Raw genomic sequence first — 13,189 nt, 5'->3', positions numbered from 1 at the left:
AACCCTTATCTTATTATTCATTTAGAAATAGGCTTGACGACATTTAATTCTTTTGCCGCTTTTACTTCATCCAGCCGTTGAACTGGAGTTGTTATAGGTGCTTTATGTAATTCTTCGGGCGACACTTTGGCTAATTTTGCGAGTTCCAACATAGTGTCACAAAATTGGTCGAGTGTTTCTTTGGTCTCTGTTTCAGTTGGTTCAATCATCATGGCTTCTTTTACGGTGAGTGGAAAATAGATAGTTGGGGCGTGAAATCCTCTATCGAGAAGGGCTTTTGCAAAATCTAAGGCTCGCACATTAACGTCGTGAAATGGACTGGCAGTAAGTACGCATTCATGCATACATAATCGGTCAAAGGCAGGTGGAAAAACAGAACGAAGTCGAGCCAGAATATAGTTTGCATTTAATACCGCATTACGGCTGACTTCTCGCAATCCTTCATCTCCTTGCATAAGGATGTAAACATAGGCTCGAACTGCTACAAGGAATTGTCCCAGAAAAGATGAAACCTTACCGATACTATTGCTTGGATATTCAAGGCTGTATTTTGAATCACTTGTTTTGACAACTCTTGGTTCGGGGAGAAAATCTAACAGACGTTCATTAACCCCAACAGGACCTGAACCGGGTCCGCCCATCCCATGAGGTGTTGCAAATGTCTTATGCAAATTAAAGTGCATCACATCAAAACCTAAATCACCGGGGCGACACTTACCTATGATTGCATTTAAGTTGGCGCCATCATAATAAAGCAAAGCATCGTGTTGATGAGCCAATCGAGCAATTTCTGTTATATCTTTTTCAAACAGCCCATGGGTATTTGGGCAGGTTAGCATGATACCCGCAACCTCATCGTTTATAGCCTTTCGGAAGTTATCCAGATCCAAAGTTCCTTGCTCGTTTGATTGGATTTCCTGTACCTGAAATCCTGCAATAACAGCACTGGCTGGATTAGTGCCGTGGGCTGAATCAGGGATAAGTATTGTTTTTTTATGATGATTGCCATGTTTTTTATGATAGGCGGATATAATAAGAACCCCTGTCAGTTCACCATGGGCACCAGCCATCGGTTGTAAGGATACCGCTTTCATTCCAGAAATTTCACTTAGAAGTCGTTCAGTTTCGTAAACTATTTCTAACGCTCCCTGAATACAGTCATAATATACTGGAGAAGAAGTCAATTGAGGATGAAGTTGTGTAAAACCATCAAAAGCAGAGACGATATCTGCTATTTTAGGATTATATTTCATTGTACAGGAACCGAGCGGATAAAAATGAGTATCAATTCCCATATTCCGCCGTGATAAATGCGTGAAATGTCGGACTACATCTAATTCAGATACCTCTGGTAATTCTGCCAATTTTTGTCTTCGAAATTCACTGGGGAACTCTTTTTCGGGGACATCACATTTCCCTAAAGAAAATGCCTGCCGATGATTGCATTTTTCATATATTAGTTTCATATATACTACTCCTTTGTAAGCACTTTACGAAGTGCCTCTACAAACAGGTCTAATTCAATCCGTGTTCTTTTTTCTGTAACTGCAATTAGTATATCTCCAACCTCTCCATAGACATTGCCATTGACATCTTTACGTGGCGATGTCAATTTACAACTTTCGAAAAATGATTTTAAGGGGATACCCGCCAAAATATTTTGTTCTTTTAATTGTTCAATAGCTTTTTCGGCTGGCATCGGCAAACGGACTACAAATTCATTAAAAGTTAATGATGAATTTACGACGGGTACAAATTTAGATAATTCCTGCTTTAGATACTCAGATTTCCAATAGCAGTGTTTCGCAATTTCTGTTAGCCCATGTTTGCCGACCTCACATAGATAAATTAAAGCACGAAGTGCACACCATGCTTGATTGGAGCATATATTTGACATTGCTTTTTCTCGGCGAATATGTTGTTCTCGGGCTTGGAGTGTTAAGACGAAGCCTCGATTTCCCTGTTTGTCGACAGTCATGGCTGTAATTCGACCGGGCATCTTGCGAATGTATTCTTTCCGTGTAGCAAATAATCCTAAATAGGGGCCTCCGAAACCGAGTGGTAGTCCTAAGCCTTGTCCTTCACCAATGGCAATATCAGCGCCCATTTCTCCAGGGGTTTTCATGATGCCAAGAGCAATCGGATAGAACTGAACCACTAAAAGTGTTCCAGCCTCATGACATTGTTTAGCGAGTTCAGAAAAATCATGCATATTTCCGAAAAAATCAGGAGTTGCCCCTATTACACAGGCACAGTCTTTCGGTTGTTTACTGTATTCAATCTCTAAATCAAGATTTGCGGTATGTGTTCGTAGCATTTGCTCATAAATAGGGTTTAAGCCATCTAAAATGTGTATTTTTCTTCTACCTGTAATTCGCACTGCCATGGTGACTGCCTCAAAAAGAGCTGTGCCACCATCATAAAGAGAAGCATTTGCCACTTCCATATCTGTCAGTCGGCATAAGGCTGTTTGATATTCATATATTGCTTGTAATGTACCTTGGGCACATTCTGGCTGATATGGAGTATATGCGGTCAAAAACTCACCACGTTGCGAGAGGCTATCAACTACAGCAGGGATATAATGGTCGTATATGCCACCACCGAGAAATGAAATGGTATTTGTCTGATTTCTACCACTTAGTCTTTTTAGAAATTGATATGCCTCAGGCTCAGAAATTCCTTTGGGAATATTCCATGATTTTAACTGTAACTCCTGTGGAATGTCCTGAAATAACTCCTCTATTGTTTGCACACCAATTATTTGGAGCATGTGCTGAATATCTTCTTCTGTTGATGGTACCCATGTCATAATGTTTTATTCCTCAAAAAAATGTTTGTGTTTTCTCTCGTAAAAACCAAAAATCCATTTTCAAAAATACGATTCCTCTTGCCCAAAATAAAATGTTTTTATACCAGAAATGTTATAGTGATTTTAGATATTTCTCGTAGGCTTCTCGATTCATTAGACGTCGATATTGGCTTATATCAATATCATCCATCTTAAAACACCAGCCCCTACCATAAGGGTCTAAATTGATAAGTTCTGGCTCTCCCTCTAATGCTTCATTGACTTCTACGATAATGCCTGTGACAGGGGCATAAATATCTTCTGCCGCCTTTACTGATTCAACCTGAGCGACTGGGTCTTTCTGTCGAACATGTCTTCCTACCTCTGGTAGTTCAACGTAAGTAACATCGCCCAATTGCTCTTGAGCATATTCGGAGATGCCTACCACATACAAACCATCTTCTTCCCCTATCCATTCATGATTTTCAGTATAACGAACATCCTCTGGATACATAGCATGTTCTCCTTTAATAATATGGGGCTGTTATTAAATTTTTACTACTACTTAACATACATAATATTTATAAGACCTTTCTTCGTGCAGTTCCGTTCTGATAAATTGGTACGTCACAAACATCAATTTCCAAAGAACGACCTATGATTTGTAATTTTGTTCCAGAAATAGACGCTTCCTTATCCAATAAGGCTAAACCTACACCAACACCGAGACTCGGTCCAAATGTCCCACTTGTTACCTCTCCGACCTCTTTATCAGATAGAGCAAGTTTTTGTCCATGTCTTGGGGCTTGTCGAGTATTAGTTTTTATACCTTTTAGTCTTCGATAATCATTATGTTCTTTGTCTTTCAATAACCTATCCTTCCCGACAAAATCGTGCTCCCAATCGATAAACCGCTCCATTGAAGCCATTAGAGGAGTTATACCTGGGAGTATATCTTGTCCATTTAAGGGATAACCCATCTCCGTTCGTAGTGTGTCGCGAGCCCCTAAACCGCACGGTTTTACATCATTCTCTTTAATAAGTAATTCCCATATCTCTTCACCTAATTCTTGAGGTAAAAATAATTCATAACCCAACTCACCTGTATACCCAGCACGAGTTACGATAATTTTGTTCCCTTTCCAATCTGCTTCTTTGCCTGTCCAATATTTTAGTTCAGTAATCCACGAGCCAAAACCGATACGGAGAAGGACATCCAGACTTTTGGGTCCCTGTACATCTATCTTTACAGTTCCGTTCGATACATCTGTAGCACCAATGGTTGAATTGCATAATAAAGATGAGACCTGTTCCAGAACCCCTGCATTTGTAATAAGGTAAAGTGTTTCTTCATTAATCCTAAGACCTACACAGTCATCAAGAACTGAACCATCTGAATTGAGTAATGCGGTATATCGACAACGACCCACAGGTAAACGAACAAAGTCTCCACATGTTAGGTATGATAACTGAGATATTTTGTCTTTCCCATGAATCAGAAATTCGCCCATGTGTGAACAGTCAAAAATACCCACCTCAGAACGGACATGAAGATGTTCTGAGATTATACCTTCAAATTGCACAGGCAAGTACCAACCATGAAAATCTACAAACCGACCACCTGCTTTTTTACAGCATTCAAATAACGGAGTTGTTCTTAATTCCAAAGAAACTCTCCTAAAAGGGCAATTGTTTAATTTGTTATTTTTTTAGAAAAAACCTAATCATTTGCCCAGGCGATCGGCACAGATATTTTATGTCGCTCCCTTGTGGTTCATTCCACTTAAATCGCCAGTCGCGACATCTATAAAATCAATTATATCAGAATATTCCCTAAATTTTCAAGTATGTAGTTTACTTGCAATTTTTGCGTATTATAACTATATATTCACAAAAAAATAGGAATTGGAGAGGTATTTATAAAATAAAATTTAAAAAATATAATGCTATATAATAAGACACCATCAAGAAATGTTATTTTTGTTTCTTTAATACGTTTTTATTATATAAATTTTTATTTCTCTTTTTAACATTAAAGGTATAAATGAAAATAAACTTCACTTTTTATTAAAGTATTATAATATTTTTGCAACTGGTTTATTTGTAAAAGGATAATATTATTGTAATAATGTATAGGAACAATTTTTAACATTTAACAATAAAAAGGGAATAGTTGCATGCGAAATAAATGGATATTGTTTTTGTTATTACTCGTCGTTTTTTGCGTTTTTAATTATTGTTATGGGCAAGACGCATCGACAGCGTCGGCAGTTCCACAGATACAACAAAACCTAACGCTGTGGGATATGATAAAAGCTGGCGGTGTTATCCTTTGGGTTATAGGTGTACTTGGCTTTATTGGGTTGGTCTGGGCACTTTATTTATTGCTTACATTGACACCGCGTCGAGAACTGCCTCAGACGTTAATCCGTCGTTTGTTCCATCTCTTACAAGCAGGTGATTACAAAGGTGTTTTAGATTTGTGTGAGGGTAGAGATGAATTAATTGCGAAAATGGTCTTTGCTGGCGTGAAGTTAGTAGGACATGACCGATATGTTGTTCAGGATGCTATGGAAAGCGAAGGAGAGCGTGGGGCAAGTTTATTATGGCAGAGGATTTCATACTTAAATAATATCGCGGTATTGGCACCGTTATTGGGATTGCTGGGTACAGTATGGGGCATGATGCAAGCTTTTGGTGCTATTGCTTTTAATGATGCGCAAGTTAAAGGTTTGACAATGGCATATAGTGTAGCGACAGCCATGGTTACAACAGCAGGTGGGTTGGTTGTAGCCATTCCAGCCATGGCAATTTATTTTTACTTACGTGGGCGTGTAAATCGTATTATTGCAGAGGTTGAAGCAGTGGCGAGTGAGTTGGTTGAACTTATAGCAAAAGGGGCACGGTTATGAGAATTCGAAAAACGTTTGAACAGGAACCAGAACCAATCCAAATGGCACCGTTGATTGATATTGTCTTTTTGACATTGGTATTTTTCATGGCAACGACGGTATACGGTGTTTTGGAATCGGAAATCGATATTACATTACCAACAGCGGAAAGCTCCGTACCAATAACACGAAGCCAAGGTGAAATATACATCAATTTAAAGGCAGATGGCACTATCGTGGTAAATAATCGCACTGTTACTTTACCCGAATTACAAGAGGTTCTTAATAAAGTATCTCAATTCTTCCCAGGTAGTTCAGTTATTATCCGTGGAGACCAGAGTGCGATGTTAGGAAATGCGATTCGTGTGTTAGATTGCTGTCGAAAAGCAAATATACAGAATGTAGCCTTTTCTACGATAAATGAGAAAGCCGCTACTCAAGGCTTTAATGCCTCGGGAGAACGTCCAACGACAGAACCTGTTCCTGAAAATTCGGGGCAATAACATAGAGATGGGAAAAAAGTTTATGAAGTTGATACGTATTGTTATTTGTATCGGATTTACTTTTATTTCTGGCTTTATTTATGCACAATCTACTGATGTGGATACAGAAGAAGTGTCTCAGTTTGATTTTGCAAATGGTTTGTATAGCCGTCAATTTTTCAAAGAAGCCATAGAGGAATATAAAAAATTTATAGCAAATTATCCTAACTCACCGCGGTTAGGAGAAGCATATCTCCGATTAGGCAAATCGGCATTAGTAGAGAAGCAATATGAAGTTGCAATCAGTGCTTTTGACCAGGCAATTTCGAGATTGTCGGACTTAAAACGAAAAACGGAAGCAATCCTTGGAAAGGGAGAATGTTTTTATTACTTAAAGCGTTGGGCAGAGAGCACGGAGATATTGAAAGGACTTATCGATGAAAATACACAGCCAGAATTTCGGGTGCGTGCATTATATTTTTATGCACGAGCATTAGAGCAAACTCGAAATTATGAAACCGCTATTAATGTTTTACAAACAATGATACAAAATTTTCCTGAACACTCATTAACTCCTATTGCCAGATATATATTAGGCACGATTTATACGAAGGTCAATCAGTTAGAAAATGCTGCATCTGTCCTTTCTGAAGTTGCTAATGATGCCAGAATTGATAAGGAATTGCGGATGGAAAGTCATTTTCGGGTGGCAGAGATTTATTCGCAATTGGGATGGTATGAAGGGGCTCTTAATGCTTATGGTGTTGTCAAAACACAATTTAAGGATGGACCTTATAAAGAGCGTGCAGATTTTGGTTATTTATGGACACTTTATCAAGCAAAACGATTCGCAGAAGCAGTTAATGAGGGGAAAACTTTTCTGCAATCATATCCCAACGCTGAAAAAAGACCATTTGCTATGTATATCCTTGCAAATTCGCTACTGGAACAAAACCAATTAGATGAGGCTCTAACTTTTTATAATTCGTTGAGGGAACAATTTCCAAATACTTCTTATGCAGTAGATGCTATCTATAAAACAGCGTGGGTAAAATATTTAAAGAATGATTATGCTGGTGCGAAAACAGACACATTGACATTTTTAGATAAGTGTGGTGAATCACCCTTGAAGCCAGAGGGAAATTTTTTGTTAGGTTCTATTTATACAACAGAAGGTAATTATGAGGATGCAATGGAAGAATTTCAATTGGTTTATGAAAAATACCCTGATTCTAAGTTTGCTCCAGAAGCAATGTATAAGTCAGCAGAATGTGCTGAACTATTAGGAATTACGCAATCTGCTTCACAATTATATATGCGTTTTATCGAGAAGTATCCAAACCATTCTCTTACGGTTTCTGCTTACCTCCGCTCAGGGGATTTGTATACCAAAGAAGGGGCTTACGAGAAGGCATTGGATTCTTATCTAAAAGCCAAAGCATTGGCTCAAAATAATCCACTTGAAGAGCAGGTATTTATTCGTTTAGCAGTGTGTTATGAGAGGTTAAATAAATCTGAAGAGGCTCTTCAGATTTATCAAGAATTTATTAACAAATTTCCCCAGTCCCAACAATCATATGACATGCAATTAAAATTAGGATTACATTATTTGAAGGAGAAGAAAGACACCATTAAAGCAATTGAGACCTTGCAAAAGTTGTTGGCACAAAATCCGCCACCGCAAATTGCAGGTCAAGTATGGCATGCTATTGGTATTGCTTGCTATGAGACGAAGGACTATGAGAAAGCGGCAGAGGCTCTTTTGAAGACGGTATTAGATTATCCCCAAGTGCCAATGGAGGAAGAACAATTTGCATGGTTGGCTCAATATTACCTCGATGCTCAGAAATGGGATGAGTCTGCAAAGGTATTAAAGCGGATGCAGGAAGTGTTAAAAGATTATCCTGCTCCTCAACGATTGCAATATCGTTATGCAGAGTGTATCCAAAATTTAGGGAGAACAGAGGAAGCCATACAGGAATATCAAAAGGTGGTAGATATGGCTCCTTCCTCGGCATCCGCAACAGAGGCTCTATTCCGTATTGCTCAGATTTATGAACATGGAAATCAGATGGAGCAGGCTTTAACCTTTTATGAAAAATGTGCCAATAATGGAGGCAGTGAAACCAGTGCACGAGCACAGTTCCGTCTTTCGGAAATCTATGAGAGTCGAGGAGACTATGAAAAAGCAGGGAGGAATTATTTGAAAGTTGCTATTCTATATCTCCACCCGGAACTATCTCCGGAATCGTTATGGCGAAGTGGACAATGCTACTTGAAGAGCAATGAGAAGGAAAATGCCCAACGTGCCTTTCGTGAGTTGATAAGTGACTTTCCATCGCATCCGTTAGCAGAAAAGGCAAAAACATTTATAACAGAGGAACAAGCTAATACAGCACCATTAACATCGGCACCACAATAGAGATATGTATAATACGCAGATAAAAAATAATGAAACGATATGGTTAAAAACCCGTGAGTTTCTGCGGGGTAAGGAACTGCGGTTTACCATCAGTTTTATTCTGAGTATCTTAATATATCTCCTTATTTTTTATGGTTCCCGCTATGTCCCGTTGTTTACTACGGGTCCAGATTTTTCATCTTATAATATTAAGGTGAAATTGAGAGAGGAAAGCCCAACAATTGTAGAGCCTGTTGAAGAATCTGTAAGTACTTCTTTATCAACACGTCCTATTTCTTTCCGAAAATTTGTTGAAGAAATACTTCCTCCGACAGAAATGCCTGAGCCATTGCCTTCTATGTCATCTCAAAAAGAAGACCTGGCAAAACAAGCAGGTACTGAATCTCTGTCTCGTGATACAGAACCGCTTCCTCCAGAAGAAGTACTTCAAAAAGTTGAGGAACAGATACTTATGATTGAGAAAGAAACCGCTCAGGATTCTGTTGAAGTTGTTCGTCGTGTTCTACCTCCAGCAGAAGAAACCATCCTAACTAATGGTGAATCTCCAACTTTTTCGATTTCAGAAAATATGCCAACGGCAGAAGGAATATCAGCGAAACCCTCTACATTACCCAGCACTCTGGGAATGTATCCCACAACACCTACAGAACGTAATGAAACAGAGGGAGCGACAGCTCCTGTCGTTTCTATCCCTGAACTGGAACCAATTGAACCACCTATTCCATTGGAGCAAACAGTAGAGGAAGAAATTTTACAACAGCCAATTATTGAAGAAACGAAAAAGGAGAAGGAAAATCGTCCTTATGAGTTTTGGGATGACCTTTTAGAATTACAATTGAAAACGTATTTTACAGATAACAACACTCAAGGATTTTTTCAATTGAATATTGTTCCTAAAAAAGATGCAAAGATAACACCTTTACCGAAGCAGGTAGCCTTCATAATTGATAGTTCCGCCAGTATTGGGCAACGCAAATTAGACCAGACAATAAAAGGGGTACGAGAAGCAATTCAACAACTTCGTGAAGAAGACCTATTCAATATCATTTTGTTTCGGGAACGTGCCACGTTCTTTTCTGATGGTTATATTCAGGCTAATACCGCGAATAAAAATTCTGCCCTGAAATATTTGCAACAGATACCCTCCACAGGGCAAACGGATGTATATACTTCAGTTCGCCAGCTTGTACAGGTACCACCAACCAGTGGATTGCCAAATATTCTCTGGCTTTACTCGGATGGTAAATCGACAATCGGGTTACGAGATACGCGAATGATTATCGCAAATTTAACTATGGAAAATCAGGGTGGGTATGAGATTTTCACCCTCGGAGGCGGTAATACTGTTGACCGATATTTACTTGAATTGCTTGCTTACCTCAACAAGGGTTTTTCGGTAATTAAGGATAATATTGACCAAATATCTACATCCATACCTCAGGCATTTGCCAAAGTTCAGAACCCTATCCTAATCGATGTTAAAATGGACTTTGGCTCCATCCCAAGAGAGGAAATATATCCTTTTGTTCTACCTGATTTTTATCAAGCGTTACCTGTTACTATCTATGGGAAGTTTAATCCACAGGAACATAAAAATTTTGTCTTCCGTTTGCAAGGAGTTGCATCGGGTAAAAGGAAAGAAGTAATATTCCGTGCCGATTTTGCTGAGTCTGAAAAGGGTGATATTGAAATAGCACGTCGTTGGGCTTTTCATAAAGCATTTTATATAATTAGCAAAATTGTCCGTGAAGGTGAAAAACCAGAACTAATCCAAATCTTAAAAGAATTAAAAGAAAAGTATAACATCAAGACAACATATACACCATGATATTAGCGAGCAAATGGATAGATTTTTTAATACGTGATACATCGGAACGAAGGCAGTTTTTGAGTGAAGCATATGGTGTTTCTGGTCAGAGCCGTATACCACTAATTCTCAATTTAATGTATCGGTTTATTGAGATATTTGGTGACCAGGCGGTATTTATTGTCCGTTGTCCGGGTAGAATTAATTTGCGTGGGATGCATATAGATACCCATGGTGGTTTTTTGAATTTAATGACTATTGAACAAGAAATCCTTCTTATCGGACAAATTCGAGATGATGATGTTTTCAATCTACATAATCTTGAAACAAAACACAAACCCTTTCAAGCCAAGTTTCGTGAACTGTTAGAAAAATATCCAATAAACTCTCCCTGGATGGAGATTTGCCAACAAGCCCAAAATAATACAGACGCTACTACGCATTGGCATCAGTTTATCCGCGGAATTTTGCTTCGGACTGCAAAACAAATATCTACACCTCTTACAACAGGTATTAATGCTGTTATCGGTGGTGATATTCCAGAAGGTTCCGCTTTAAGTTCATCACATGCTTTGTGTTTGACTCTTTTAAACGCTATTATGTACATAACACGTCTCAATTTTGATGAAACTACAAAACTGAAAATGGTGCAGGATGCCGAGTGGTTTACAGGTGCACGAAGTGGACTTAGCGACCAAACAGCGGAATTATTAGGGAGACGAGGTTTTATTTTAGGTATAAGGTTGCATCCTATAACAGCAGAAATCCTTGAAAAAGAATATTTGCCATTTCCTGAAGATGTCTCTATTGTTATTACAGACTCGAAGATGCGGAGAGATATTAGTTCTACCCATGCGGTATCTTATATAAAAAATCGATTTGCTTATTCTGTTGCTCTGAAAATATTAGCCGAAATCATGAAACAGCAAGGGTTTACTCAGGAAGAGTTAGCACAATTTCAAACCCTCGCTGATTTTACACCTGAAAAATTAGGTAACAAACGACTTCTGTATAAATTGTTTCGTTCTATCCCATCCACGCTTTCTGTCGAATCTCTCCTTCATGAGTTTAAAATTCCAGACATTCAAGAACTTTATGAGCGTTATTATGGACATCTATTGGAGGAAAATCGACCCAGAGAGGTTTCTATCCGTGGGCCACTTGTTTTCGGTATTTGTGAATCGCTTCGAGCAAAGGCTTTCTGTGAGGCTATACGTCAGGGTAATGTTTCCATGGCTGGTTATCTAATGACGTTAGGACATAATGGAGACCGAATTATAGATTCGGTAGGAAAACCATTCCATCGCGAGGTTAATGATGATATATTATTTGTATATGATGACCTTGAAATTGAACCATTTTCATTACCTGGCGATTTTGGGGCAAGTACTCCAGTATTAGACCGAATAGTTGACATTGCGAATCAACATGGTGCATTAGGTTCCTGCTTAACAGGAGCAGGTTTAGGAGGAGTCGTCTTAAGTCTGTGTATGAAAAAAGATGTGCCCGCTGTTAAACAGGCATTGCAAGATTGGCTTGCCTCTGAGGATTATGCTAAATGGGCTGGAACCAATGAGCCCCTTTCTCTGGAGGTGGCAAAAAAATCTGTATACGAACACAACTCTACTCAGGGTGCAGGAATTCTTCCCGCTCCATATTTATCTTATGTGCACTAAAAAATCTTTTATTTTGTCAATAACATAATCTATTTGTTCATACGTCAGTTCAGGATAAATAGGCAGTGCCAATACTTCCTTTGAAGCCTTTTCTGCCTCTGGATAGGAGTTAGATGATGAGGGAAATGTTGAAAAACAGGGTTGCCGATGTATGGGGATTGGATAGAATATAGCAGTGGCTATTCCTTGTTCCCGAAGATACTTTTGTGCTGAATCTCGTTGAGGAATACGGATGACATACTGATGATAAACTGGAACACTACCTGCCCGTTCTATCGGCAATTGAAGTTCAGGCAATTCGTTTAAGTGCTGAGTATAATACCGTGCAATTTCACGACGTTTCTCATTCCATTTTTCAAGATACCGAAGTTTCACCCTCAATACATTCGCCTGTAATGTATGTAGATGGGAGTTATAGCCAATTAGTTCATGTTCATACGTCTTTTGTGAGCCATGACAACGCAATAACATCACATTGTTAGCAATCTCTTCATAGTTTGTAGTAACTAAACCACCTTCTCCCATGGCTCCTAAGTTTTTTGTTGGATAAAAACTGAAACACGCAACATGACCCCATGCACCTGCTTTTTTATTATGAAGACTGGCACCCAAACTTTGTGCGGAATCTTCTATGATATAAAGGGAATATTTTTCCGCTAAAGATAAAAATAGAGGCATATCAACGCATTGACCATACAAATGCACTGGTAGTATTGCTCGTGTTCGTTCCGTTATTTGGTTCTCTACTTCCTTTGGATTTAAGTGATATGTGTCAGGTTCGATGTCTGCAAAGACAGGTGTTCCGCCCGCATGAACGATACTACTTGCTGTTGCAATAAATGAAAAAGGAGTGGTGATAATTTCATCGCCTGATTTGATACCTATCGCCTTTAATGCTAAGGTTAATGCGTCTGTCCCTGAGCCTACACCAACTGCATATCTACATTGGATAAAGTTTTTTATATCCTCTTCAAATTGTGAAAGGATTTGACCTCCGCGAAATTGCTGGGTTTCCAACACTTCCGCTATTGCTTGCTGAATTTCATCCCGAATGGCTTCATACTGAGCCCGAAGGTTTAGTATAGGAACATGCATAGTTCTATCCTTAAAAAGTTTAGTC

10 protein-coding genes and 1 riboswitch are annotated in these 13,189 nt (G+C 38.8%); of the genes, 5 read left to right on the top strand and 5 right to left on the bottom strand.

Annotation, left to right across the window (positions count from 1 at the left end; all coding sequences use genetic code 11):
* Positions 1-17: 17 nt before the first annotated feature.
* From gcvPB to gcvT, 4 genes are all read right to left on the bottom strand, one after another.
* Positions 18-1,466, bottom strand: coding sequence for an aminomethyl-transferring glycine dehydrogenase subunit GcvPB (gene gcvPB, locus PLJ10_05505; protein ID HOK09102.1), 1,449 nt, complete (start codon positions 1,464-1,466; stop codon positions 18-20).
* Positions 1,467-1,471: 5 nt separating this feature from the next.
* Complete coding sequence (gcvPA, locus tag PLJ10_05500; GenBank protein HOK09101.1) at positions 1,472-2,812, bottom strand: aminomethyl-transferring glycine dehydrogenase subunit GcvPA; 1,341 nt, start codon at positions 2,810-2,812, stop codon at positions 1,472-1,474.
* 112 nt (positions 2,813-2,924) lie between these two features.
* Positions 2,925-3,305: a glycine cleavage system protein GcvH gene (gene gcvH / locus PLJ10_05495; protein ID HOK09100.1), complete on the bottom strand. Its 381-nt coding sequence runs from the start codon at positions 3,303-3,305 to the stop codon at positions 2,925-2,927.
* 67 nt (positions 3,306-3,372) lie between these two features.
* A complete protein-coding gene (gene gcvT / locus PLJ10_05490; GenBank protein HOK09099.1) occupies positions 3,373-4,458 on the bottom strand; it encodes a glycine cleavage system aminomethyltransferase GcvT in 1,086 nt (361 codons plus the stop codon).
* Between the two features lie 56 nt (positions 4,459-4,514).
* Positions 4,515-4,600: riboswitch (ZMP/ZTP riboswitch) on the bottom strand.
* A 368-nt stretch (positions 4,601-4,968) separates the two neighbouring features.
* Between gcvT and PLJ10_05485 the strand changes: the two genes are divergently transcribed.
* The 5 genes from PLJ10_05485 to PLJ10_05465 are packed head-to-tail and all read left to right on the top strand — an operon-like array spanning position 4,969 to position 12,069.
* The gene (locus PLJ10_05485) at positions 4,969-5,703 is read left to right on the top strand and encodes a MotA/TolQ/ExbB proton channel family protein (GenBank protein ID HOK09098.1); all 735 of its coding nucleotides are present in this window, start codon (positions 4,969-4,971) and stop codon (positions 5,701-5,703) included.
* Entirely contained in the window at positions 5,700-6,185 is a 486-nt protein-coding gene (locus tag PLJ10_05480; GenBank protein ID HOK09097.1) for a biopolymer transporter ExbD, read from the top strand. Before PLJ10_05485 ends, PLJ10_05480 begins: the two co-directional genes overlap by 4 nt.
* Before the next feature lie 22 nt (positions 6,186-6,207).
* Positions 6,208-8,586: a tetratricopeptide repeat protein gene (locus PLJ10_05475; GenBank protein HOK09096.1), complete on the top strand. Its 2,379-nt coding sequence runs from the start codon at positions 6,208-6,210 to the stop codon at positions 8,584-8,586.
* Positions 8,587-8,590: 4 nt separating this feature from the next.
* The gene (locus tag PLJ10_05470; protein ID HOK09095.1) at positions 8,591-10,414 is read left to right on the top strand and encodes a VWA domain-containing protein; all 1,824 of its coding nucleotides are present in this window, start codon (positions 8,591-8,593) and stop codon (positions 10,412-10,414) included.
* Positions 10,411-12,069, top strand: a complete 1,659-nt coding sequence (locus tag PLJ10_05465; protein ID HOK09094.1) for a galactokinase family protein — start codon at positions 10,411-10,413, stop codon at positions 12,067-12,069. The genes PLJ10_05470 and PLJ10_05465 overlap by 4 nt, the downstream gene beginning before the upstream one ends.
* Here PLJ10_05465 and PLJ10_05460 read toward each other — a convergent pair.
* Positions 12,052-13,164 carry a DegT/DnrJ/EryC1/StrS family aminotransferase gene (locus PLJ10_05460; GenBank protein HOK09093.1) on the bottom strand — a complete coding sequence of 371 codons (1,113 nt, stop codon included), beginning with the start codon at positions 13,162-13,164 and terminating at the stop codon, positions 12,052-12,054. The two genes, PLJ10_05465 and PLJ10_05460, sit on opposite strands and share 18 nt — an antisense overlap.
* Positions 13,165-13,189 lie beyond the last annotated feature (25 nt).

The sequence above is a fragment of the Candidatus Hydrogenedens sp. genome, assembly GCA_035361075.1.
Lineage (GTDB): Bacteria > Hydrogenedentota > Hydrogenedentia > Hydrogenedentales > Hydrogenedentaceae > Hydrogenedens.
This window is presented reverse-complemented; position numbering and strand designations above follow the sequence as displayed.